Origin of the sequence: Streptosporangium sp. H16 (assembly GCF_051918855.1) — a bacterium.
Lineage (GTDB): Bacteria > Actinomycetota > Actinomycetes > Streptosporangiales > Streptosporangiaceae > Streptosporangium.
Genome location: NZ_JBPXMD010000009.1, coordinates 291,229 through 314,463, shown reverse-complemented (window position 1 = coordinate 314,463; position 23,235 = coordinate 291,229). Strand labels below are relative to the sequence as shown.

The following is a 23,235-nucleotide window of genomic DNA, read 5'->3' as shown; positions in this document are numbered from 1 at the left end:
ATTGGCGACGACCTCGCCGGTGGACAGCACCGCGAGGTCCTTGACCCCGAGATCGACGCCGACGACGGCGCCCGGCCTGGCCGGGGCGCGGTCGGCGCGGTCGAGCTCGCAGGTGAACGCCACGAACCACCGTCCCCCCTCGCATCGGACGGTGGCCGACAGGATCCGCCCCGTGCCGCGCTCCACGTGCCGGGCGAGCTTGCGGGTGGATTCGTGGGTGCGGATCGTGCCCAGCCGGGGCAGTGTCACGTGGCGGCGGTCGGCCTCCACCCGGATCGCTCCGGTGGTGAACCGGCACGAAGGGGTGGCGCGGTGCTTGGACTTGAACCGGGGAAACCCGATCTTCGGCCCCTTGCGGGTGCCGTTGCGGGAGGCCGCCCAGTTCCTCAGCGCCCGCGTCACCCCGTCCAGGCCGGTGGTGTAGGCCTCTTTGGAGTGCTCGGCCCACCACGGCGCGACGGTGTTCTTGGCGGTGTTCCAGGCCCGGCGCAGACCGTACAGCGACCACGGCACCTCGGTCAGCATCTCATCCGCGAGGCCGTAGGACTTCTCCGCCTCCCGCTGGGACAAGGCGGCCTTGACGAGATTGAGCCCCCAGTTGAAGGCGAACCGGGACGCGCCGCAGTGGGAGGCGAGCAGGCGCGCCTGCTCGGGGGTGGGGTCCAGGGCATAGCGGTAGGCCTGGTGGACCCGCATCAACCCTCCCCCTCACGGTACGCAGTTGACCGTTAACGTACCGTAGGAGTCATGATCAATGACTCCCCGATCGGTGAAGAGGCAGACGCCTGCCTCGGGAGCGCAGGAAGCCGCAGAGGGAGCCGGTGGCCTTGCCAGCCGTGACGGTGGCGGTGGCGGTGGCGTCGAGCTGGATCTCGTAGCCGCCCGCGACCGCCGAGGTGGGGCGGTGGAGGCGGGCACGCCGAGGAAGACGCCTGCGCCGAAGAGACGCAGGCGTACCCCACGGTGGTCGCGCCGTGCGAGGCGACGGGCTCGACGTCTGCGACCAGGATCAGCCGTCCGACCTTACGAGCGGGCACAGGCCGGGCGCCTTCCCGATAACCACCGGTAAGCGGTGATCGGGTGGACACCCCTGCGCCTTAACCCACTCTTTCATGTTCACTCACACATCCTGATACATGCTCCACCATCAACTGCTTCCAACCCTTCCCGGTGCCGGCCCACGGCGGCGCCGGTGCCGGTCCGGAGCTGGTTCGGAGCCGAACCCGGGAGTCCGCGCCCACGGCGACCGGGGCCGGAGACCTCAGCCCACGGCGGCGCCGAAGTCGGCGGAGGCGGCGCCTTCGAGGGCGGGGATCTTTCCGGTGCCCGGCGAGAGCGAGATGCCCTCGGCGTCGTTGCGGCCCAGCAGGACGACCGCTCCGGCGCCTCCCCTGTCGGGCGCCCCGACGACCAGCCGGTTGCCGCTGAACCCGACCGACCAGCCGAAGTGGTCGCCCGCCTCGCTCTGGGTGACCAGCGTGCCCGCGTCCGGCTCGCCCATCGTGATCAGTCGTACGCCGCCCTGCCCGCCGGTGCCGTCGAAGGGCACGCCCACGGCGAGCCTGATCTCTCCCGCGCCCTCGCCGGTGAAGGCCAGCGAGAATCCGTAGCCCTCGCCCTCGGCCCCTTCCTCGCCCTGGTGGAGGGTGGCGATCGGGCTGATCTCCCGGGCGCCGGAGGACTGGAACAGCTGGACGAGGCCGGAGTCCTTCACCTCCCCGCCGTCGCCGAGCGGGGCGCTCACCGCGAGGTAGCCGACGTCCCCCTGCTCGGTGTAGGCCATCGCGTAGCCGAACCGGTCGCCCTCCTCGGACCTGGCCACCTCACGAAGGTCCCACTTCCTGTTCTCGTACTCCTCCTTGGCCTCGCGCACGTCGTAGATCACCGCGATCGACCCCGAGTCGAGCTTGCCCGCGCCGACCTGGCGCCCCGCTCCGTCGTCGTTCTCGTACGGCACGCCGACCGCGAGATCCGGCTCGTCCGGGGTGCCGCCGAGCCTGCCGATCGCCAGTGACCAGCCGAACATGTCGCCGACCTCGCCGTTGCCCGAGATGCCCTCGGTCTCCTGGGAGATCCGCCGGCCCGTGCCGAGCGTCGCGGTGTCGAACAGGTGGACCGCGCCGGAGTCGGCCGTGCCCCCGGCGTTCTCGTGCGGGGCTCCGACCGCCACCAGCGTCCCGCCGGAGGCCAGGGACCAGCCGAAGTGGGCGTCCGCCTCCGGCTCGGCGGAGACCAGGCGGACCGTCCTGCCCCGGGGGCCGCCGTACACCACGTAGACCGCGCCCGCGTCCGTACGGCCCGCCACGTCCGCGTACGGGGCGCCGACGATCAGGTCCGCGCAGCCGTCGCCGTCGACCTTGGCCAGCCGCACCGACCATCCGAAGGCGTCCCCCGCCTTCGTCTCGGGGGCGGTCACGGCCTTCCCGCTCTCTCCCCGGCCGAACAGCACGTGGACGGCTCCCGCACCGGTCAGCCCGCCGGGGTTGGCGAAGGGGTCGCCGACCGCGGAGTCCTCCAGACCGTCGCCGTCGAAGTCGCTCACGCCCGCCCCGGTGCAGTCGGCGGGCGAGGTGGGCGAGGTGGGCGAGGTGGGCGAGGCGGCCGAGGCGGTGCCGGATCCGGCCGCGAGGGGCCTGGCGGACGCGGTAAGCGCCCCGGTGGCCCCGGTGGCCCCGGTGGCCCCGGTGGCGGGGAGCGCGATCGCGGCCGTCGCCGCGAGGGAGAGCAGCAGCCTCAAGACAGTCTCACCTCGATGGTCCTGCCTTCCTTGATCATCACGCCGGTCAGCTTGGCGGGCTTGCGGGCCGGGGGAAGATCGAAGACCAGGAGGGCCTCCGCCTTCGTCCCGGGGGGCAGGGCGGCGGGCAGGGCCGTCGACACCCTCTCGGGGGAGTGCGTCGCGCCGCGATCGTCGATCAGGGTGATCGCGTCGCTGTCGCCGAGCTGGACCTGCTCCCCGCCGGTGTTGATCAGCGTCAGCGGGACCGTGCAGAACCGCCCCTTCGCCGGGGTGGCGTTCCGGTAGGAGGTGAGCCCGCAGGCCGGGGTGCGCGGGACGATCAGCCGCGGATCCTCGAGGAAGGAGCCGGTCGTGATCGTGCGGCCCACGTCGCCGGCGCCGGTCCCGGCGAGGTCGCCGGTGTCGCCGGTGGTGCCGGTGGTGCCCGTCCGCGCCTGACCCTGGCCGTTCGGGTTTCCCCCGGGGATGTTCAACAGGACGACGACCGTGACGGCCAGCGCCACGAGCACGGCCAGTCCGGCGAACAGCCAGCGCCGCCGGGGCGCCGAGCCCTTCGCGTCCGGCGTGCCCGATCCCGGCGGGACCTGGAAGCCGGACGTGGGCGACTGGGGCGACTGGGGCGACGGGGGCGACGGGGGCGACGGGGGCGACGGGGGCAGGGTGGGCACCTGACCCGGCACCTGACCCGGCGCCTGATCCTGCGTCCCGCCCTGCGCCTGGCCGTACGCCGGGGCGTGGAAGGGGGTCGTGAACGGGCGCGACGGTGACGTCGCGGGCTCGGCCCGCATGGGGTACGGGAGCGGATTCTGCGGCGAGGTCCGTTCCGGCACCGCCAGGGACCCCGACGGCCCTGACGACCCCGACGACCCTGCCGACCCCGGCGGCTCCGGCGGCGTGGTCGGCGAGGTCGGCGCCGTGCGGGGCGCCGGTGTCGTCCGGGACCCGGAGGGCGCCGGTGTCGTGGACGGGGCGGGCGCCGCGGTCTCCGGGGGCACGGACGTGAAGGCCGCCCCGGGGGTGGACGGGGCGGGGGCCGTGAACGGGGCCGGTACGGAGGACGAGTCCGCCGGACCCCGGACGGGAATCGATCCGGGGATGGGCGTCGGTGCCGTGGCCGGGTCGGTGAACCCCGCCTCCAGGTTCAGCGCGCTGAGGGTCTGGGTGGAGTCGGGCTCCACGTTGGCGGGCGGCTCCCACGACTCGTTCAGCAGGTCGGTGGCGATCAGCGTGGGCGGGTCGACCCGGACGGGAGCCGGGGCGGCCGGTGCCGCGATCCCGCCGCCGACCAGGGCGATCAGCAGGTCCTGGGCGCTGGGCCGCTGGTAGGGGTCCATCTCGGTCGCGCGGCGCACCAGGTCGTTCAGCGGGGCGGGAAGCGCGCCCAGGTCGGGCGGGGTGGTGAGCAGCCGGGTGGCCATGGTCATCATGTCGCCCCGCCCGTAGGGGTGGCGGCCGTTGCCCGCGTACGCGACCATGCAGCCCCAGGCGAAGACATCGGCGGCCGGGGTGATCTCCAGGCCGCGCACCTGCTCTGGGGCCCACCAGCCGGGGCTGCCGAGCACCTCGCCCGAGCGGGTGAAGCTGTGCGTGGAGTCGAGGGCCCTGGCGATGCCGAAGTCGATCACGCGGGGCCCCGACATGGACAGGATCACGTTGGCGGGCTTGAGGTCCCGGTGCACCAGCCCGGCGACGTGGATCGCGGCCAGCGCCGCCGCCACCCCCAAGGCCACGCCGTGCAGGGTGCCCTGCTCCAGGGCACCGTGCTCGGTGATCTGGCGGGACAGCGGCGTGCCCGCGATGTACTCGGTGACCATGTACGGCCGGCCGTCGTCGTCGTTGCCGTTGTCCAGCACCTGCGCGGTACAGAACGAGGCCACCCGCCGGGCGTTCTCGACCTCCGTGTGGAACCTCGCCGCGAAGCCCTCCTCGACCGCGAACTCCGCCTTCACCACCTTGAGCGCGACCGGTCTCCCCGTCGGCGCCAGCGCCAGGTAGACGGTTCCCATCCCGCCCTCGCCGAGACGTCCGAGCAGGCGGTAACTCCCGATCTGCTCGGGGTCGGCGGGTCGCAGCCCCTCGACACCGGGCTGGTTCACGTCCTCTTCACCGGGAAGATTCCCTTTCTCACCGTTGGGCCCCCGTACGGCAACGTTATCCACAACGGAACCCCTCGCGCTTCATCGAGCGTCTTTGCATCGTCTTCGGTGCGGGAAACTGGTCGGATGGCATGGGAGAGCAACCTTGGGTGATCGAGACAAACGAGTCGAAGACCACGGCGGACCGGTGGATGCCGGGTTCAGACCGCCGTGCGGAGAACCAGCATGAACCTTCTTGGTCCTGCAGAAATACGTATTTTGGCGAACAAGCTCAACATTCGTCCCACAAAAAAGCTCGGTCAGAACTTCGTGATCGACGCGGGCACGGTCCGCAAGATCGTGCGGGTGGCCGGGCTTGAGCCCGACGACGTCGTCATCGAGGTCGGTCCCGGGCTGGGGTCGCTCACGCTCGCGCTGCTTCCCGAGGTCCGCGGCGTGATCGCCGTGGAGATCGACCCCGTCCTCGCGGCCCAGCTCCCGCTGACCGTCGCCGAGCACGCCCCCGAGCTCGCGGACCGTCTCACCGTGGTGCTCGCCGACGCCATGCGCGTGCTGCCCGCGGAGCTGCCGGAGGAGAGGCCGACCGCGCTGGTCGCCAACCTCCCCTACAACGTGTCCGTGCCGGTGGTGCTGCACCTGCTGGAGACGCAGCCGTCGCTGAGCAAGGTCCTGATCATGGTGCAGGCCGAGGTCGCCGACCGGCTGGCCGCGGCCCCTGGCTCCAAGGTGTACGGCATCCCCTCGGTCAAGGCCGCCTGGTACGCCGACGTCCGCCGGGCCGGTCCCGTCGGCCGTACGGTCTTCTGGCCGGTTCCCAACGTCGACTCCGGCCTGGTCGCGATGGTCCGGCGGGAACCGCCCACGACCGTGGCCACCCGCGAGGAGGTCTTCGCGGTGGTGGACGCCGCCTTCGCCCAGCGCCGCAAGACCCTCCGCGCCGCCCTCGCCTCCTGGGCGGGTACGGCCCCCGCGGCCGAGCGGGCGCTGCGGGCCGCGGGCATCGACCCCTCCGAGCGCGGCGAGCAGCTCACCGTCGAGGACTTCGCGCGAATCGCCGAGCACCGTACGACGGAAAGCGCGGCGGAAAGCGGTGTGTAGCGTGATTCGCCGGTCGGTTTGTGTGCGCGGCGGAAGGATCCCGTTACGATCTGACGTCGTGACCAGTGAGCGAGCCCTGATGGGGGACGCATGAACTCCGTGACCGTCCGCGTGCCCGCGAAGGTCAACCTGCAGCTCGCCGTCGGACCGCTGCGGGACGACGGCTACCACGACCTCGTCAACGTCTTCCACGCCGTCTCGATCTTCGACGAGGTCACGGCCACCGCGGAGACCGGGATGAGCGTCCGGGTGGAGGGCGAGTCCGCCGACCAGGTGCCGGAGGACCGCGACAACCTCGCGATCAGGGCCGCTCTCGCGCTGGCCGGGCACGCGGGCCGCTCGTACGGCGTGAACCTGCTCATCCGCAAGTCGATCCCGGTGGCGGGCGGCATGGCGGGCGGCAGCGCCGACGCCGCCGCGGCCCTGGTCGCCTGCAACGAGCTGTGGGGCCTCGGCCTGCCGATCGAGGACCTGATGGAGATCGCCGCCGACCTCGGCAGCGACGTCCCGTTCGCGCTGCTCGGCGGTACGGCCGTCGGCACCGGCAGGGGCGAGCGGCTCACCCCGCTGGACATCGCGGGCACCTTCCACTGGGTGTTCGCGCTCGCCGACGGCGGCCTGTCCACGGCCACGGTCTACGCCGAGTGCGACCGCCTCCGCCAGGCGACCGGCGAGCGGGTCGCCTGGCCCCAGGCCGCCGAGCCGCTGCTGGCCGCGCTGCGCGAGGGGGACGCGGAGACCCTCGGCACCGAGCTCCGCAACGACCTGCAGCCCGCCGCGGTGATGTTGCGCGGATCCCTGGCCCGCACCCTGGACGCCGGCCGCGAGCACGGGGCCCTCGGCTCGCTGGTCTCCGGCTCCGGGCCCACCTGCGCCTTCCTCGCCCGTTCCGAGGCCCACGCGGGTGAGCTGGCCGCCTCCCTGAAGGACGCCGGGGTGGCGCGCGACGTCATCACCGCGCACGGCCCCGTTCCCGGCCCGGTGATCGTGTAGTCGCGGGGAGCGCGCCGGCCGGGAGCGGATACGCTTGGGAAGCGATGAATCTGGTCAATCTTGAGTCGGTCTCCCACTCCTACGGTCCCAAGCCCCTGCTCCGCGACGTCTCCCTCGGCATCGAGGTGGGCGACCGCATCGGCGTGGTCGGCCGCAACGGCGGAGGCAAGACCACCCTCATCTCGGTGATAGCCGGCGACCTCAAGCCGAACAGCGGACGGGTCACCCACAACCGGGGGCTCCAGGTGGGCTCGCTGTCGCAGGGCGACGATCTCGATCCGGCGCGAGCGGTGCGCGACATCGTCCTCGGCGACAGGTCCGAGCACGAGTGGGCGGGCGACGCGGGCATCCGCGAGATCCTCGCCAGCCTGCTCGGCGACATCGACCTGACGGCGCTCGCCGGGAGCCTGTCGGGCGGTGAGCGGCGCCGTACGGCCCTGGCCAAGCTGCTCATCGACGAGCACGACCTGATCATCCTGGACGAGCCGACCAACCACCTCGACATCGAGGCCATCGACTGGCTCGCCAGGCACCTGGCGGGCCGCAGGACCGCGCTGGTGGTCGTGACCCACGACCGGTGGTTCCTGGACGCGGTCTCCACCAGGACGTGGGAGGTCGTGGACGGCGCCGTCGAGCGCTACGAGGGCGGGTACGCCGCGTACGTGCTGGCCAAGGCCGAGCGCGCCCGGGTCGCGGCCTCCACCGAGGCCCGCCGCCAGAACCTGATGCGCAAGGAGATCGCCTGGCTCCGCCGGGGCCCGCCCGCGCGCACGTCCAAGCCCAAGTTCCGCATCGACGCCGCCCAGGCGCTGATCGCCGACGAGCCGCCCGCCAGGGAGAGCGTCGAGCTGGTCAAGTTCGCCGCCGCCCGGCTGGGCCGCACGGTCTACGACCTCGAGGACGTCACCCTGCACGCCGGGGGCCCCGGCCAGGGCCCGATGGTCCTCGACCACTCGACCTGGCAGTTCGGCCCCGGCGACCGGGTCGGCCTGATCGGCGTGAACGGCTCGGGCAAGTCCTCGCTGCTCCGCCTGCTCGCCGGTACCGTGCACCCCGACTCGGGCAGGCTGGTACGCGGCAAGACGGTCCGCCTGGCGCACCTGTCGCAGGAGCTGGGCGAGCTCGACCCGGAGCGCCGGGTGCTGGAGACCGTCGAGGAGGTCCGCAAGTTCATCCAGGTGGGCAAGAAGGAGTGGACGGCCTCCCAGCTGCTGGAACGCCTCGGCTTCAAGGGCGACGCGCAGTGGAAGGTCGTCGGCGACCTGTCCGGTGGCGAGCGGCGCCGCCTGCAGCTGCTCCGCCTCCTCATGGACGACCCCAACGTGCTGCTGCTCGACGAGCCGACCAACGACCTCGACATCGAGACGCTCAACGAGCTGGAGGACCTGCTCGACGGCTGGCCGGGCACGCTGATCCTGGTCAGCCACGACCGCTACTTCCTGGAGCGGGTCACCGACAGGACCGTCGCCCTGCTCGGCGACCGCAAGCTGTCGATGCTCCCCGGCGGGGTGGACGAATACCTGGCCCGGCGCGCCTCGGGGGCGGCCCTGTCCGCGCGGGCGGCGTCCGGCGCGGTGTCCGGCACGGCCTCGGCGACCTCGTCCACCGGCGCGAAGGAGACGGCCCCCGGCCTGTCCGCGAAGGACGAGCGCGACCTCCGCAAGGAGCTCTCCCGGATGGAGCGCCAGCTCGACAAGCTGAGTGGCCGGGAGGCGAAGCTGCACGCGTCCATGGCCGACGCCGCCGCCGACTACGAGCGGCTGGCCTCGCTCGACGCGCAGCTGAAGGAGATCCTCGCGGAGAAGGAGTCGATCGAGAGCGAGTGGCTGGAGCTGGCCGACCGCCTGGGCGAGTAGGCCGCGCGCTCCGGGCCCGTCCCGGAGCGTGGAAGGCCGAGGTTTGGATCTTCCTCAGGGGGCATGAAGGGGCTCAGCGCACTCCGGTGTCGGTGGCGTCGAAAGGGACGAGTAGCGTGCGCAGCAGGTCCGAAAGGGCCTGCTGTTCGCGTTTTCCCAGGCCGGACAGGAGATCGCGCTCGCGGCGCAGCAGGTCGGCGAAGGCGCCGTCCACGCGCGTCCGCCCGGCGTCGGTCAGCGAGACCAGGACGCCGCGCCGGTCCTCGGGGTCGGGGCGCCGCCTCACCAGCCCGGCCGCGGCCAGCCGGTCGATCCGGTTGGTCATCGTCCCCGAGGTCACCAGCGTCGCGCGGAGCAGGGCTCCCGGGCTCATCTCGTACGGCTCCCCGGCCCGGCGCAGGGCGGTGAGCACGTCGAACTCCCAGGTCTCCAGGCCGTGCTCGGCGAAGGAGGCCCGGCGGGCGCGGTCGAGGTGGCGGGCGAGCCGGGAGACCCGGCTGAGCACCTGGAGCGGCTCCACGTCGAGGTCGGGGCGTTCCTGGCGCCAGGCGGCGACCAGCAGGTCGACCTCGTCCCTGTTGGGGTCCCTGCCGAGGTCCCTGTCGAGCGCGCCGGCCGTGACGGTCTCGTTCTTCTCCTTCGCGGCGGACGGACGCCCGGACTCATGGTCCGCGTGGTGCAGGGTCATGCCGCGAGTCTATCTGTCTTGACATCGAGATATCTTGCCGGATATCAATTGTCTTGATGTCAAGAGATATGTGGGATCCGGTGATCTACGGCCGCTACGCCGACGAGCGCTCGCGGCCGTTCTTCGATCTTGTTTCCAGGATAGCCGCGGAGCGCCCCGGCCACGTGGTCGACGCGGGCTGCGGCACCGGCGAGCTGACCGCCGAGCTCGCCAGGCGGTGGCCCGGCGCCCGCGTCCACGGGTTCGACTCCTCACCCGCCATGATCGAGAAGGCCCCCGCGGACGGCGCGCTGAGCTTCTCCGTCGACGACGTCACGCGGTGGCGCCCCGGGCACCCGGTCGACGTGATCGTGTCCAACGCCGTCCTGCAGTGGGTGCCCGAGCACCGCGAGCTGCTGCCGCGCTGGGTGGAGGCCCTCGCCCCCGGCGGCTGGCTCGCCTTCCAGGTCCCCGGCAACTTCGACGCCCCCAGCCACGCCCTGGTCCGCGAGCTGTGCCGGACGACGTGGCGCGACCGGCTCGGCGACCTGGTCCGTCCCTCCCCGGTCGACGACCCGGCCGCCTACCTCGACCTGCTCACCGGCCTGGGCTGCCGGGTGGACGCGTGGGAGACCACCTACCTGCACGTCCTCCCCGGCGACGACGCCGTGCTCACCTGGATCACCGGCACCGCCCTGCGCCCCGTGCTCGATCGCCTGGATCCCGCCGAGGCCGTCGCCTTCCTCGCCGACTGCGCCGCCCTGCTCCGCGAGGCCTACCCGCGCGGGCCGCACGGCACGGTCTTCCCCTTCCGCAGGGTCTTCGCGGTCGCCCGGAGATGACCCGCGGCCCCGAGGCCGGCTCCCGCCGGCGGTCCGAACGCGACGGATTCAGGTCCCGGTGTGACCGTCCGTGACAGCCCGGTACGCCTCCAGCCGGTCGGCCAGCTCCCCGGGGCGGCTGAGCGCGACGCTGTGGCCTCCGCCGATCTCGTCGGGGACGGCTCCCAGCCGTTCCGCGACGACGCGGCGCATGAACTCGGCGGGGAAGAAGCGGTCGTCGCGGCACAGCAGGAATCTCGTCGGCACGGAGGGCCAGGCGTCGAGTGGCCACGGCTCGGCGAACGGGGTGGCGGACTGCCCGCGGCCTCTTCTCATCGCCTCCGCCGCGAGCTCGGGCGGGACATCGTGGAGGAACAGGGCGATGTCGTCGTCCGGCGCCCGGCCGTCGCGTTCGTCCTGCTCGCGCCTCGCCGCCTCCCAGCCGGTGTTGGCCCACCAGGCGCCGGGCGGTTCGCCCGGTGACGGGACCATGGCCGTCAGCAGCACCAGGAGCCCGACCGGCACCCGCTCGCACACCAGCGGTGCGGTGAACCCGCCGAAGGACTGGGCGACCACGACGAGGTCGCCACGGTCACCGATGGCGTCGACCACCACGTCGGCGTACTCGGAGAGCCCGGCCGAGTCGTCGTCGCACGGCAGGTCGGGCGTGACCACGTCATGGCCGCGCGCCCGGAGCTCGGCGGCCAGAAGATGCCAGTACCAGGAGTCGGACGCGGCACCGGGGATCAGTACGTAGGTGGTCATGTCCGGCGGTCCTTCCGAGGGTGGCGCGGTGGGCGGGTGCCCGGACCGGCCGTCACAGCCGGCCCCGGAGCTCGAAGTCCTCCACGCCGGCGCCTCCGGGCAACCGGGTCGTGAAGTCGAGGACCCCGACCCAGGCCGGACGGACGGCGATGCGGGCCATCCTCGTACCGGGATGATCCACCGCCGCCACATTGGCGGCGCCCTGCTCGGCCCCGGCGTAACGGTGCTGGGCGAGCGCGTACTCCGGCACGATCCCGTCGACGTCGGTGACCGACGCCCGGCCGCGGACGAGGAGCACCTCGGGCGGCGTGGACGCGGCGTCGATGGTGATGGCGACGTCGGGCCTCGCCCGCAGGGCGGCGATCTTACGCGCTCCGGCGAACGTGGACATGACGACCTCGGTGCCCGTCCAGTGGAACAACATCGGAAACACGCGCGGGGTGCCGTCCGCCGCCACGTACGCCAGCCGCGCCAGCTCCTTCGAGGCGAGCAGGCGCCGCGCCACCCTGCTGTCCAGCAGGCGGACATCGCCCTGCGGCAGCGCCATCATGTCCTCGCGACCGTCGATCACCATCAGGCTCGCTCCCCGTCGTTTCGACCACGCCTGTCGAGGTCGTACGTGTTGAGACGGTGAGGCGCAGGAAAAGGGGTCACCGCCCCGGCGGCGGGGCGCGGGATCGGCCGGCGGTCAGGACAACGTCGGCGGCAGCCCGAACGCGGGAAACAGACGCGGCTCGAAGACGGTGATCTCGACGATCCTCCCGCCCCCGAGCCGCAGCACGTTGAGCACCTGGGGCCGGTACACGGAGTTTCCCGGCAGCCGGACGTACCCCGCCACAGCCGGCTGCCGGTTCGCCCGGGTGGGTACGCTCCGCCATTCTCCCCGGTACAGCGGCGAATCCGGCCCGAAGGCGTGTGCGGCGAAGGACTCCACCGCCTCGCGACCGGAGAACCAGAACGGGTGCGGAGGCATCGTCATCCGCACGTCCTCACTCAGCAGCTCCGCGAGAGCGGTCGTGTCGGCCCGCTCGTGGGCGTCCATGAAGCGTCGCAGCAACTCCCGCTCCCGCGCGGTCGGAGCCGCCGACGGTGACCATTCCAGCCGATGTTCCGGAAGGTGCGTCCTCAGGGTCGATCGCGCTCGCTTCAGGGCGCTCTTGACCGAGTCGACACTTGTTCCGAGCAGCTCGGCGGCCTCCCCGGCGGGCCAGCCGAGCACGTCCCGCAGGATCAGTGCCGCCCGCTGCCCCGGGGGCAGGTGCTGGAGAGCGGTGAGGAACGCCAACTCAATGGTCTCCTTGCTCACCACGGCGGCGTCCGGCTCCGTGTCGCCGGATGCCGCCGGCTCCAGCAGCCGATCCGGATACGGCTGCAACCACCGGATCTCGGCAGGCGGCGACACCGCGTACGGATCCTGTGCCTGCCGGGGCTCACGCGGGCGCGGATGGCGCGGGTGCCTGTCGAGGAAGTCGAGACACGCGTTCGTCGCGATCCGGTAGAGCCACGCACGGTAGGTGGAGCGGCCCTGGAAGGTCGCGCGTCCGCGCCACGCCCGCAGGAACGTCTCCTGCACCAGGTCCTCCGACTCCTCGAACGAACCGAGCATCCGGTAGCAGTGCACCTGGAGTTCCCGCCGGTGGCGCTCGACGAGCTCGGTGAACGCCGGCTCGTCGCCCGCCCGCGCGGCGGCGACGAGCGCGCCGTCCCCGGCTCCGTCCTCGTCCAATGACCCGCCTCCCGAGTATCTCCGCGACACGCTCTCCCCATTAGGACGGACGAGCGGCGCGGAAAGTGTCAGCCCGAGCCCAGGCGACGGTCCAAGGCCGCGCGGTGGTGCGGGTGGCGTCGGGGGAGGGGGGCCGTCGCGGTCGGAGGTGTTCACTCAGCGCTGCCGAAAAGCGGCTTGATCCGGTGGTGATCGGTGTGATTCGGTGTGATTCGGGCGGTACGCGGACCGCCTACGGGGTGTCGGGGGAGTCGCGCGGGCACGCGCCCGGTCGCGGTGGCCCGGCGATCCGTTGGACGGGTGTCAGGGGGCCGGTGGAGGAAGCGGCGGGGTCCGGACCGGGAGTGCCGCGCCCTCTGTGGCGGGATCGTTCCTTCGGCGTCTTCTGGGGCGCGCAGACCCTTTCGGTGGCCGGTGACTCGTTCGCCCTCATCGCCGTTCCCCTGCTCATCCTGAACGTGACGGGATCCGTCGCGCAGATGGGCCTGCTGACCGGTGTCTCGGGCGCGGCCTCGGTCGTCGCCGGAGTGTTCGCCGGGGTTCTCGTCGACCGGTTCGACCGGCGCACGCTGCTCATCGTCTGCGATCTCGTCAGGCTCGTCCTGTACGCGCTGATCCCGCTCGCCTGGACGACGGGACCGCGGATCTGGCTGCTCTACGTGGTGCTGCCGCTGGCCGAGGCCGTCGGCATGGTCTTCCAGGTCACCTACGTGACCGCGGTGCGCAACCTCGTCGGCGGCGGGCGCGTTACCGATGCCAACGGCAAGCTCTACGCGACCGCCGCCGCGGCGGGGATCCTCGGCCCGATGCTGGCCGGGGTGGTCGCCGGAAGGTTCGGCCTGACCGCCGCGATCGGCATCAACGCCGTGAGCTTCGCGGTGTCCGCGATCGGGGTCTGTCTGATCCGCATCCCCCGGGACACCGGCGGTCCCGCGGTGCTCGCCGTACGGGAGCGGCCGTGGCGCGAGCTCCTGGCCGGGGCGGTGTTCCTGTGGCGCCATCCGGTGCTGCGCGTGCTGACCGTCCTGCTGTCGTTCTTCGTCTTCTTGACGCTCGGGCTGACCGACCTCGTGATCTACCGGCTCAAGGGCGATCTGGGGCAGCCCGACTCCGCCGTCGGGGTGGTCCTCGGTATCGCCGCGGTCGGCACGGTGATCGGCTCCCTCCTGGTCGCGCGCCTGCGCGCGCGTGTGGGCTTCGGCCCCGCCTGGATCGGCGCGCACGCCGTGGCCGGACTCGCGATCGTCGGTGCCGGATTCGCGGGTTCCGTCTGGGGGATGGCCGTCATCGTGGCCCTCTACCTCGGCTGCGTGAGCGTCGCGGGGATCTGCTCCATGTCCCTGCGCCAGCAGGTGACCCCGGACCATCTGCTCGGGCGGGTCACCTCGGCGTTCTGGACCATCCACTTCTCCATGGGCCCCATCGGCGCCGCCGCCCTCACCTGGGGCGCGGCCCGCTTCGGCGCCACCCCGGTCTTCGTCCTCGCGGGCGTCTGCTGCCTGCTGATCGCGGTGGCCGCCCTCTTCACCCCCGCACGCCTTCGGCACCCGGAGAATGTGATCCCGCCCCGTGACCTGATCGGCCGGGGTTCGCGGACGTATGACCCGGGGTTCCCGGACGTATAACAGGGCATCAATAAATACTGCGAAGACATGGTGGAAATCTGGGCAAATTTGGGGATGACCTGTGGGAATAGAGATCGAGGACAAGTTCGACGTGCCGGTGGACTACCAGCTGCCGGACCTTACGGGCCTTCCCGGCTCGGCGGAGGTCGTGGGTCCGAAGACCCACCAGCTGGTCGCCCTTTACTTCGACACGCCCGATCTGAGGCTCGCCGCGCGGGGGATCACCCTGCGCAGGCGCAGGGGCGGCACCGATCCGGGCTGGCACCTCAAACTTCCCAAGGCCAAGGGCGTACGGCAGGAGATCACCCACCCGCTGACCCGGAGCGCCAAGATCGTCCCCGCCGAGCTGGCGGATCTGGTGCTCGCCTACACCCGGGGCGCCCCGCTCGCGCCCATCGCCGAGCTGGACACCCGCCGCGCCGTCACCACCCTGGTCAACGGCGCGGGGGTGGGGCTGGTCGAGATCGCCGACGACCGGGTCAAGGGCACCGTGTTCGGCGACGAACCGCACGTCGAGCGCTGGCGCGAGGTTGAGGCGGAGCTGCTCGAGGGCGACGAGAAGCTGCTGAAGAAGGTCGGCAGGCGGCTGGGCAAGGCCGGGGCCACCCCCGCCGACGCGGCCAGCAAGCTCGCACGCCTGCTCGGCGGCGCCGGAGCGGTCTCGGAGCATCCGCGGGCCGAGACCGCTCCGGGGTCGGCGGGTGAGGTCGTCGTCGGCTACCTCGCCTCCCAGGTCGGCGCGCTGCTCGCGCAGGACCCCCGGGTCAGGAAGGCGGAGGAGGATGCCGTCCACCAGATGCGCGTCGCCGCCCGGCGGCTCCGCAGCGCGCTGAAGTCGTTCAGGACGGTCGTCGAGGGGACCGAGAACCTCCAGGAGGAGCTCAAGTGGCTCGGTACGGTCCTCGGCGAGGCACGTGACCTGGAGGTCGTCCGGGAGCGGTTCGCCCGCAGGCTCGACAGCCTGGACGACGAGCTGATCGTGGGCCCGGTCAGGGCGCGCCTCAGCTCCGACCTGCTGGACGACGAGCACGAGGCCCTCGACCGGATCAGGGACGCCCTCGGCGGGGAGCGCTACTTCGCCCTGCTCGACGCCCTCGACGACCTGACCGGCACCCCGGTGCTCACCAAGGCCGCGAAGAAGCCCGCCGGCACCCTGGACACCGTCGCAGCCAAGAGCTGGCACCGGGTCACCAGGGCCTACGACACCGCCCAGGCCATCGAGAACGAGTCCGAGCGCGAGATCGCCATGCACGACGTGCGCAAGGCGGCCAAGCGGGCCCGCTACACCGCCGAGGTGCTCGGCATGAAGAAGCTGGCCACGCGGGCGGAGGACGTACAGGAGGTGCTGGGCACCCACATGGACGGCGTCGTCGCGCAGGAGCGGCTCGCGGCCGAGGCCGCGAACGCCCGCCTGGCCGGGGAGGACACGTTCACCTACGGCGTGCTGACCGGCGTGGAACGGGCCGGGGCCGCGCGCGCGTGGGAGGAGTTCCCCCGGGTCTGGGCGGAGACCACGGACGCCGTCGCGAAGCTCCTCTGACGGGTGTCAGACCTCGTAGTCGTCCACAGCCACGACCTCGCCGCCCGCGTGGTGCAGCACCATGAACGCACCCTTGGACAGCCGCGTGCCGCCCGCCCGCTCGTCGAGCCCGGCGATCAGCTCGGGCAGGACCTTGCCGTGGCTGCAGAGCGCCACGGGCCGGTTCGAGGCCATCGCCTCCGTGGCCAGGCGCAGGGAGGCCCGGGCGTCGTAGCCGTTCTCCGACAGGACGGATTCGAGCCGGATCGGCAGGCCGGCCCGCTTCGCGTACGGCTCCAGGGTCTGCACGCACCGCCTGCTGGGGGAGCTGACCAGCTCCGCGAGGCGGAAGGCGCCCAGCACGTCCGCCAACACCTCGGACTGCCCGCGCCCGCGCCCGTCGAGCGGCCGGTCGTCGTCGTCGCCCTCCCAGTCCTGCCGGTTGCCCGCCAGGCCGTGCCGTACCAGGACGAGCGGGGTGGTCGCCGGCGGCGCCTCGCCGAGCGCGTCGAGCAGCCCGGCGTCCCACTCGTAGGTCAGGCGCCGCGCGGCCTCGTCCACCGGCAGCCAGACCACACCGTCGACCTCGTGCGTGTCGGTACGGGGACCCTCGGCGACCATCCTGGCCAGCCAGTAGTCGACGCGCTTGGGTCGCCCGCCCTTCAGGTAGTGGCTCGACGGCAGCGACCGGCCGAACTCCGCGGTGATCCCCGCCTCCTCGGCCAGCTCGCGCAGCGCGCCCGCGACGGGGTGCTCGCCGCGTTTCAGCTTCCCCTTGGGGAACGACCAGTCGTCGTACTTGGGCCGGTGGACGAGGGCGACCTCCGGCGCGTCCGGGGAGCCGCGCCAGACGACGGCCCCGGCCGCGTGGATCGTGTCGTCCCTGCGGGTGTCGCGCTCAGTCATCGATCGTTCTCCACCGGCGGGTGCCGATCAGGTAGGTCTGCAGGTCATCGCCGGGATGGCGGGTCCAGGTCCCGTCGGAGTTGAGCCACCAGGTCGCGGTGTCGTCCGACATGGCCCGGTCCAGCAGGTCGCTCAGGTAGCTGCGCTGCTGCTGGCTGGAGACCTTGACCAGCGCCTCCACCCGGCGTTCGATGTTGCGGCGCATCATGTCGCCGCTGCCGATCCAGATCTCCGGGCGCCGGCCGTGGCCGAACTCGTAGATCCGCGAGTGTTCGAGGAACCGGCCCAGCACGCTCCTGACCCTGATGTTCTCCGACATCTCGGGGATGCCGGGACGGAGCGTGCAGACTCCCCGCACCCACAGGTCCACCGGTACGCCGGCCCGCGATGCCCGGTAGAGGGCGTCGATGATGGGCTCGTCGACCAGGGAGTTCGTCTTCATCCTGATCCTGGCCGGGCGGCCGGCCTCCTGGTGGGAGATCTCCCGCTCGATCCTGGCCAGCAGCCCGCCGCGCAGGGAGTGCGGGGCGACCAGCAGCCGCCGGTAGGCCGAGTGGTTGGAGTAGCCGGTCAGGTGGATGAACAGGTCCGTGACGTCCTCGCCGACCAGCCGGTCGGCGGTGAGCAGGCCCAGGTCCTCGTACAGCCTGGCGGTCTTGGGGTTGTAGTTCCCCGTGCCGATGTGGCAGTAGCTGCGCAGCTCGCCCGAGGACTCCTGGCGCACGACCAGGGCCAGCTTGCAGTGGGTCTTCAGCCCCACGACGCCGTAGACCACGTGGCACCCGGCCCGTTCCAGCTTGCGGGCCCAGGTGATGTTGGCGTGCTCGTCGAACCTGGCCTTGATCTCCACCACCACGACGACCTGCTTGCCGGCCTCGGCGGCGTCGATCAGCGCGTCCACGATGGGCGAATCGCCGCTGGTGCGGTAGAGCGTCTGCTTGATGGCCAGTACGGCGGGGTCGGCCGCGGCCTGCTCGATGAACCGCTGCACGCTCGTGGAGAACGAGTCGTACGGGTGGTGCAGCAGCACGTCCCGCTCGCGCAGTACCGCGAAGATGTCGTCCTCGACGTGCACGACCTCCGCGGGCACGAACGGGCGGAAGCTCAGCTCGCCCCGGTCCAGGTCGGCGATCGCGTGCAGCCCGGTCAGATCCAGCGGCCCAGGCAGCCGGTAGATCTCGTGTTCGGCCACTCCCAGCTCGTCCACCAGCAGGTCGAGCACCTCGGGGGTGATGGTCTCCTCGACCTCCAGCCGGACCGGGGGGCCGAAGCGGCGCTTGAGCAGCTCGCGCTCCAGCGCCTGCATGAGGTTCTCGGTGACGTCCTCGTCGACGTCGAGGTCCTCGTTGCGGGTCACCCGGAAGACGTGGTGCTCGACGACCTCCATGCCCTTGAACAGCTGCCCGAGGTGGGCGGCGATCACGTCCTCCAGCGGGACGAAGCGGTTCACGGACGCCGTGACGAAGCGGGGGAGCTGGCTGGGCACCTTGACCCTGGCGAAGACCGTGTTGCCGGTCGTGGGATTGCGGACGGTGACGGCCAGGTTCAGGGACAGGCCCGAGATGTACGGGAAGGGGTGGGCGGGGTCGACGGCCAGCGGCGTCAGCACCGGCCTGATCCGCTCCCTGAAGAGCTTGCGCATCTCGCCGCGCTCGTCGCGGCCCAGCTCGTCCCAGCGCACGATCTCGATGCCCTCGGCGCCCAGCTGCGGGCAGATCCGCTCGTAGAAGCAGGCCGACTGCCGCTGCGCGAGGTCGTTGGCGATCGCCGCGATCCTGGCCAGCTCCTCGCGGGGTTTCAGCCCGCTCTTCGTACGGAGCAGCAGTCCGGTGGCCATCCGCCGTTTCAGCCCGGCCACCCGGACACGAAAGAACTCGTCGAGGTTGCTGGCGAAGATGGCCAGGAACCGCACCCGCTCCAGCAGAGGCAGGGACGAGTCCTCCGCCATCTCCAGAACTCGCTGGTTGAACTGGAGCCAGCTCTCCTCTCGGTTGAGGAAGCGCTCCTGGGGTAGTGGAAGCCCGTCGGGGGTGGGACGAACGAGTTCAGCGGACATATGACCAGAATGCCCGCTTTGGTTGAACGGAACGTTAATTTAGTCTCAACGAGCGCTGTTGCTTACTCACTTGGCTCAAGTTTTCCCTGCGCTTCATCAACGAGTTTCGCGTGCTTGAGGGCGTCGCGCTCGGCGGTCTTGGCCTCCTTCAGGCGCGCCTTCTCCTGCTCCCTCAGCAATCGCTGCTGCTCCCGGTACTCCAGCTCGCGCGCCTTGTCCAGCTCCCGCTGCTCGCGGAGCCGTGCCTTCTCCAGTTCCCTGGCCAGCTTCTCGGCCTCGCGCTGCTCGCGCTGCCGCAGCTTCTCCCGCTCCTTGAGCTCGCGCTCGCGCAGCTTCTCCTGGTTCCTCAGCTCCCGCTCGCGCGCCTTCTCCAGCTCCCGGATCTCCTTCTCCGTCGGGGGCGGCGACAACTCGGGGCGCGGGAGCGAGGGTGATCCCGCCGGGGGCGGTTGCGGCTCCGTCTTCGTCGTCTCCGTCTCCGCGACGTACGGCGCTGTCCCCGCGGCGCGTAACTCCGTTTCCCCGCCGCGTAACTCCGTTTCCGCGGTGCGCGGCTCCGTTTCCGCGGTTTCCGCGGTTTCCCCGGTGTGTGGCCGCGGGCCGGACGGGTGAGGCTGCGGGCCTGAACCGGAGGGGTGGGAGTTGGCCGGGCGCTGCGGCGGGTGGGCCAGCCGGTGCTCCAGGCCGCGCGAGGCGGCGGTCAGCCGGGGGTTGGGATCCAGGCCGGTCAGGCCGTTCCAGGCCAGGTTGACCAGGTGGGCGGCGACCTCCTCGCGCGGCGGCCTGCGCACGTCCAGCCACCACTGGCCGGTCAGCGCCACCATGCCGACCAGCATCTGGGCGTACATGGGAGCCAGCTTGGGGTCGTAGCCACGCTCGACGAACTCGTCGACCATGACGTCCTCGACCTGGCTGGCGATGTCGTTGATCAGGCTGGCGAACGTGCCGGTCCCCGAGGCGGCGTGCGAGTCACGGACGAGGATGCGGAAACCCTCGCTGTTCTCCTCCACGTAGGCCAGCAGGGCCAGGGCCGCCCGCTCCAGTTTGATCAGCGAGTGCGAGGCGGACAGCGCCTCGGTCACCAGGCCCAGCAGCTTCTGCATCTCCCGGTCGATGACGACCGCGTAGACGCCCTCCTTGCCGCCGAAGTGCTCGTAGACCACCGGTTTGGAGACGTTGGCGGTCGCCGCGATCTCCTCCACCGAGGTGCCGTCGAACCCTTTCTCCGCGAAAAGGGTCCTGCTGATCTGGATCAGCTGTTCCCGGCGTTCCTTACCTGACATGCGCCGTCGGGGTTCGCTCACGGTTCTCATAATGGCGTCCCCTCGCTGTCCGACGGCACCCGAACCCCGGGTCAGGCGGCGATGCGCTTGGCGGCCAGGCGCTCGGGCGTCGGCCAGCGGACGTCGTACGCCCATCCGGCCTTTTCGAACAAGCGGATGACACCCGCGCTGAGGTCGATCTGCCCCTTCAGCGCGCCGTGCCGGGCGCAGGTCGGGTCGGAGTGGTGCAGGTTGTGCCAGGACTCGCCGAAGGAGGGGATGGCCAGCCACCACACGTTGCGCGACTTGTCGCGCGACTCGAAGGCCTCCTCGCCGAAGACGTGGCAGATGGAGTTGATCGACCAGGTCACGTGGTGCAGCAGGCCGATCCGGACCAGCGTGCCCCAGAAGAAGCCGGTCGCCATGCCCCACCACGACCAGGTCAGCAGGCCGCCGAGCACGGCGGGCATGACCATCGTGGTGATCGCCAGCACCGGGAAGAGCTTGTGCAGTTTGATGATGTCCGGGTCCTTGACCAGGTCGGGCGCGTACTTCTCCCGGTTGGCCCGGTCGGCCTCGAACAGCCAGCCCATGTGCGCCCAGAGCAGGCCCTTGGACACCGCCACGAAGCCCGTGCCGAAGCGCCACGGCGAGTGCGGGTCGCCCTCCTTGTCGGAGAACTTGTGGTGCTTGCGGTGGGTGGCGACCCAGTCGAGCACCGACATCTCCATGGAGAGGCTGCCCGCGATGCCCAGCGCGATCTTCAGCGGGCGCTTGGCCTTGAACGAACCGTGGGTGAAGTGGCGGTGCAGGCCGACGGTGACGCCGAGCCCGGTGACCACGTAGAAGACACCGGCGATGACGATGTCGGACCAGCCGAGTCCCCACCCCCAGGCGAACGGGACGGCCACCACCAGGGCGATCAGCGGGGCGCCGACCACCACCCCGAAGGTGATGATCTCGGGCAGGGTCTTCCGCTCGGGGTCGACGTCGGGTTTGGGGCCCTGAGCAGGGCGTTCTTCGATGAGGGTCATGCGCTACCTCGCGGTGGCTCGGAAGGGCCAAGGACTCGTGTGCGGCTACGCCACCGTAACCTACGCCATCGTAAGTTAGGAACACCTAAGAACCGAATGTCTGGAACATGACTCTTCGGGATTAACGTCGTAGCGGGTCCATCACTTGTTCTACCCCCGGCTGACCTGCTAAACGGGGGCCTCGCGCGCGCGTGGTCGCGCGGGCGTGTGTCGCGGGTGTGCGGGCCCCGGGGCGGAGCGCCGAGACGGGTCCGTAAACGAGGCGCGTTCGGCGGCGCGGGCTCTGTATCGTAGGGGTGCCGGGTGTGCGGGAACCGTCCCGATCGCCTGGTCGGTCCGGCATTGGGTAATTGGCAGCCCGCAAGGTTTTGGTCCTTGTTGTCCAGGTTCGAGTCCTGGTGCCGGAGCCATCCCTTGTGTCTGTTTTATTCACTCGGCTGGTCGGCTGAGTGGGTTCCCGGGCGGGAAGGTATCCTCACGTTGTCGAGCAGGTGACGGTGCCGCGCCCTGGGGGTGGCCATCCGTCATCGCGCTTCGCCATGTCTCAGCCGCGACGCCGAGGGAGCCTCGTCCGTGAGTGTGCCGCGCCCGGCAGCCGTCATCGTCCTCGCCGCGGGCGAGGGCACCCGGATGAAGTCGAGAACACCGAAGATCCTCCATGAGCTGTGCGGCCGAACCCTGGTCGACCACATGCTCGTCGCCGCCCGGGGTCTCGAACCCGAGCGGCTCATTGTCGTCATCGGCCACGAACGGGAGCGCGTCCAGGCGCATCTGGCCAAGACCGACCCCGACGCGCAGACCGTCGTGCAGGCCGAGCAGAAGGGCACCGGCCACGCCGTCAGGACCGCCCTGGAGGCGTCCGGCACCATCGACGGCACCGTCCTGGTGACCTACGGCGACACGCCGCTGCTGCGCACCGAGACCCTCGCGGCCCTGCTCGAACGGCACGGCCAGGACGGCAACGCCGTCACCGTGCTGACGGCCGAGGTCCCCGATCCGTACGGCTACGGCCGGATCGTCCGCGACGACTCGGGCGCGGTCCTGGAGATCGTCGAGGAGAAGGACGCCGACCCCGCGCAGCGGGCGATCAAGGAGATGAACTCCGGCGTCTACGCCTTCGACGGCCTCATGCTCGCCGACGCGGTCAAGCGGGTGTCCGCCTCCAACGCCCAGGGCGAGGAGTACCTCACCGACGTCCTCGCGATCCTGCGGGAGGACGGCCACCGGGTCGGCGCGCACATCGCGGCCGACTACGTGGAGGTGGAGGGCGTCAACGACCGCGTGCAGCTGGCCTTCGCCCGCAAGGTGCTCAACGCGCGCCTGCTGGAGGCCCACATGCGGGCCGGGGTGACCGTGATCGACCCGGCCACCACGTGGGTCGACGTCGACGTCATCCTCGAAGCGGACGTGGTGATCCACCCGGGAACCCAGCTGCTCGGCTGCACGACGGTCGCCGAGGGCGCCGAGGTCGGCCCCGCCAGCACCCTGACCGACACGATCGTCGCCGAGGGGGCGCTGGTGCGCAACGCGGTCTGCGTCGACGCCGTGATCGGCCCCGAGGCCCTGGTCGGGCCTTACGCCTACCTGCGCCCCGGCACGGTCCTGTCGCGCAAGGCCAAGGCGGGGACGTACGTTGAGATGAAGAACGCGCAGGTCGGAGAGGGTGCCAAGGTGCCCCACCTGAGCTACGTGGGCGACGCCACGATCGGCGCGGGCGCCAACATCGGCGCTTCGGCGATCTTCGTCAACTACGACGGGGTCAACAAGCACCACACGACGGTGGGCGAGCACGCCTTCGTCGGGTGCGACACCATGCTCGTCGCGCCGGTCACCATCGGCGACGGCGCGTACACGGCCGCGGGCTCGGTCATCGACGCGGATGTCCCCCCAGGGGCCATCGGGGTGGCCCGCGGACGGCAGCGCAACATCGAAGGGTGGGTCGCGCGCAGGCGCGCGGGCACCAGATCGGCCGAGGCGGCGCTACGGGCCGCCGAGGCCGGGAAACAGCAGGGGAGCCAGACGTGAGTGAGCGAAGCGAGCGGCCCGGCGGGCACGGCAGCGTCGCGCGGAC

General features: G+C 71.5%; 17 protein-coding genes, 1 tRNA gene and 1 pseudogene. 8 read left to right on the top strand and 11 right to left on the bottom strand.

Features of this window, described 5'->3' with window-relative positions; genetic code table 11:
* The 3 genes from tnpB to ACTOQ2_RS18165 form a co-directional block, all read right to left on the bottom strand.
* The coding region (gene tnpB / locus ACTOQ2_RS18175) for an IS607 family element RNA-guided endonuclease TnpB (RefSeq protein WP_440100704.1) at positions 1-696 on the bottom strand (696 nt) is incomplete at its 3' end.
* A 565-nt stretch (positions 697-1,261) separates the two neighbouring features.
* Entirely contained in the window at positions 1,262-2,737 is a 1,476-nt protein-coding gene (locus ACTOQ2_RS18170; protein WP_440100702.1) for a hypothetical protein, read from the bottom strand.
* On the bottom strand, positions 2,734-4,836 hold the full coding sequence (locus ACTOQ2_RS18165; RefSeq protein WP_440100701.1) for a protein kinase domain-containing protein: 2,103 nt from the start codon (positions 4,834-4,836) through the stop codon (positions 2,734-2,736). Before ACTOQ2_RS18165 ends, ACTOQ2_RS18170 begins: the two co-directional genes overlap by 4 nt.
* Positions 4,837-5,061: 225 nt before the next feature.
* Between ACTOQ2_RS18165 and rsmA the strand changes: the two genes are divergently transcribed.
* The 3 genes from rsmA to ACTOQ2_RS18150 all read left to right on the top strand — a co-directional run bounded on the left by rsmA (position 5,062) and on the right by ACTOQ2_RS18150 (position 8,783).
* Complete coding sequence (gene rsmA / locus ACTOQ2_RS18160) at positions 5,062-5,934, top strand: 16S rRNA (adenine(1518)-N(6)/adenine(1519)-N(6))-dimethyltransferase RsmA (RefSeq protein WP_440100699.1); 873 nt, start codon at positions 5,062-5,064, stop codon at positions 5,932-5,934.
* A gap of 90 nt (positions 5,935-6,024) precedes the next feature.
* Positions 6,025-6,927 (top strand): 4-(cytidine 5'-diphospho)-2-C-methyl-D-erythritol kinase, encoded by a 903-nt coding sequence (locus tag ACTOQ2_RS18155; protein ID WP_440100697.1) that lies wholly within the window; start codon positions 6,025-6,027, stop codon positions 6,925-6,927.
* Positions 6,928-6,971: 44 nt separating this feature from the next.
* A complete protein-coding gene (locus tag ACTOQ2_RS18150) occupies positions 6,972-8,783 on the top strand; it encodes an ABC-F family ATP-binding cassette domain-containing protein (RefSeq protein ID WP_440068166.1) in 1,812 nt (603 codons plus the stop codon).
* A gap of 73 nt (positions 8,784-8,856) precedes the next feature.
* Here ACTOQ2_RS18150 and ACTOQ2_RS18145 read toward each other — a convergent pair whose 3' ends face one another.
* Positions 8,857-9,471: a MarR family winged helix-turn-helix transcriptional regulator gene (locus tag ACTOQ2_RS18145; RefSeq protein WP_440100696.1), complete on the bottom strand. Its 615-nt coding sequence runs from the start codon at positions 9,469-9,471 to the stop codon at positions 8,857-8,859.
* A 56-nt stretch (positions 9,472-9,527) separates the two neighbouring features.
* Between ACTOQ2_RS18145 and ACTOQ2_RS18140 the strand changes: the two genes are divergently transcribed.
* Complete coding sequence (locus tag ACTOQ2_RS18140; RefSeq protein ID WP_440100694.1) at positions 9,528-10,292, top strand: trans-aconitate 2-methyltransferase; 765 nt, start codon at positions 9,528-9,530, stop codon at positions 10,290-10,292.
* 48 nt (positions 10,293-10,340) lie between these two features.
* Here ACTOQ2_RS18140 and ACTOQ2_RS18135 read toward each other — a convergent pair whose 3' ends face one another.
* The 3 genes from ACTOQ2_RS18135 to ACTOQ2_RS18125 form a co-directional block, all read right to left on the bottom strand.
* Positions 10,341-11,036 carry an alpha/beta hydrolase gene (locus ACTOQ2_RS18135; RefSeq protein WP_440100692.1) on the bottom strand — a complete coding sequence of 232 codons (696 nt, stop codon included), beginning with the start codon at positions 11,034-11,036 and terminating at the stop codon, positions 10,341-10,343.
* Positions 11,037-11,088: 52 nt separating this feature from the next.
* Positions 11,089-11,610 carry a pyridoxamine 5'-phosphate oxidase family protein gene (locus ACTOQ2_RS18130; protein WP_440100690.1) on the bottom strand — a complete coding sequence of 174 codons (522 nt, stop codon included), beginning with the start codon at positions 11,608-11,610 and terminating at the stop codon, positions 11,089-11,091.
* Positions 11,611-11,724: 114 nt separating this feature from the next.
* Positions 11,725-12,762, bottom strand: a complete 1,038-nt coding sequence (locus ACTOQ2_RS18125) for a sigma-70 family RNA polymerase sigma factor (protein ID WP_440100688.1) — start codon at positions 12,760-12,762, stop codon at positions 11,725-11,727.
* A 344-nt stretch (positions 12,763-13,106) separates the two neighbouring features.
* Here ACTOQ2_RS18125 and ACTOQ2_RS18120 point away from each other — a divergent pair, with 344 nt between their 5' ends.
* Entirely contained in the window at positions 13,107-14,387 is a 1,281-nt protein-coding gene (locus ACTOQ2_RS18120; RefSeq protein WP_440100687.1) for an MFS transporter, read from the top strand.
* 61 nt (positions 14,388-14,448) lie between these two features.
* On the top strand, positions 14,449-15,927 hold the full coding sequence (locus tag ACTOQ2_RS18115) for a CYTH and CHAD domain-containing protein (RefSeq protein ID WP_440100685.1): 1,479 nt from the start codon (positions 14,449-14,451) through the stop codon (positions 15,925-15,927).
* 6 nt (positions 15,928-15,933) lie between these two features.
* Here ACTOQ2_RS18115 and ACTOQ2_RS18110 read toward each other — a convergent pair whose 3' ends face one another.
* From ACTOQ2_RS18110 to ACTOQ2_RS18095, 4 genes and pseudogenes are all read right to left on the bottom strand, one after another.
* Entirely contained in the window at positions 15,934-16,812 is an 879-nt protein-coding gene (locus ACTOQ2_RS18110; protein WP_440100683.1) for an NUDIX hydrolase, read from the bottom strand.
* On the bottom strand, positions 16,805-18,868 hold the full coding sequence (locus ACTOQ2_RS18105; protein WP_440068175.1) for an RNA degradosome polyphosphate kinase: 2,064 nt from the start codon (positions 18,866-18,868) through the stop codon (positions 16,805-16,807). Before ACTOQ2_RS18105 ends, ACTOQ2_RS18110 begins: the two co-directional genes overlap by 8 nt.
* A gap of 686 nt (positions 18,869-19,554) precedes the next feature.
* Positions 19,555-20,181 (bottom strand): annotated as a pseudogene (locus tag ACTOQ2_RS18100) (TetR/AcrR family transcriptional regulator); the annotation flags it as partial.
* A 41-nt stretch (positions 20,182-20,222) separates the two neighbouring features.
* A complete protein-coding gene (locus tag ACTOQ2_RS18095; RefSeq protein WP_440100681.1) occupies positions 20,223-21,164 on the bottom strand; it encodes an acyl-CoA desaturase in 942 nt (313 codons plus the stop codon).
* Positions 21,165-21,499: 335 nt separating this feature from the next.
* Between ACTOQ2_RS18095 and ACTOQ2_RS18090 the strand changes: the two genes are divergently transcribed.
* Both ACTOQ2_RS18090 and glmU read left to right on the top strand, forming a co-directional pair.
* Positions 21,500-21,574: transfer RNA gene (locus ACTOQ2_RS18090), tRNA-Gln, on the top strand.
* A 163-nt stretch (positions 21,575-21,737) separates the two neighbouring features.
* The gene (gene glmU / locus ACTOQ2_RS18085) at positions 21,738-23,189 is read left to right on the top strand and encodes a bifunctional UDP-N-acetylglucosamine diphosphorylase/glucosamine-1-phosphate N-acetyltransferase GlmU (RefSeq protein WP_440100679.1); all 1,452 of its coding nucleotides are present in this window, start codon (positions 21,738-21,740) and stop codon (positions 23,187-23,189) included.
* Positions 23,190-23,235 lie beyond the last annotated feature (46 nt).

Bases quoted from the DNA above. Each gene is read 5' to 3' on its own strand.
- rsmA (WP_440100699.1), top strand. From the start codon at position 5,062: ATGAACCTTCTTGGTCCTGCAGAAATACGTATTTTGGCGAACAAGCTC.
- ACTOQ2_RS18130 (WP_440100690.1), bottom strand. From the start codon at position 11,610: ATGGTGATCGACGGTCGCGAGGACATGATGGCGCTGCCGCAGGGCGAT.
- ACTOQ2_RS18095 (WP_440100681.1), bottom strand. From the start codon at position 21,164: ATGACCCTCATCGAAGAACGCCCTGCTCAGGGCCCCAAACCCGACGTC.
- ACTOQ2_RS18110 (WP_440100683.1), bottom strand. From the start codon at position 16,812: ATGACTGAGCGCGACACCCGCAGGGACGACACGATCCACGCGGCCGGG.
- ACTOQ2_RS18135 (WP_440100692.1), bottom strand. From the start codon at position 11,036: ATGACCACCTACGTACTGATCCCCGGTGCCGCGTCCGACTCCTGGTAC.
- ACTOQ2_RS18155 (WP_440100697.1), top strand. From the start codon at position 6,025: ATGAACTCCGTGACCGTCCGCGTGCCCGCGAAGGTCAACCTGCAGCTC.
- ACTOQ2_RS18105 (WP_440068175.1), bottom strand. From the start codon at position 18,868: ATGTCCGCTGAACTCGTTCGTCCCACCCCCGACGGGCTTCCACTACCC.
- ACTOQ2_RS18140 (WP_440100694.1), top strand. From the start codon at position 9,528: ATGTCAAGAGATATGTGGGATCCGGTGATCTACGGCCGCTACGCCGAC.
- ACTOQ2_RS18145 (WP_440100696.1), bottom strand. From the start codon at position 9,471: ATGACCCTGCACCACGCGGACCATGAGTCCGGGCGTCCGTCCGCCGCG.
- ACTOQ2_RS18150 (WP_440068166.1), top strand. From the start codon at position 6,972: ATGAATCTGGTCAATCTTGAGTCGGTCTCCCACTCCTACGGTCCCAAG.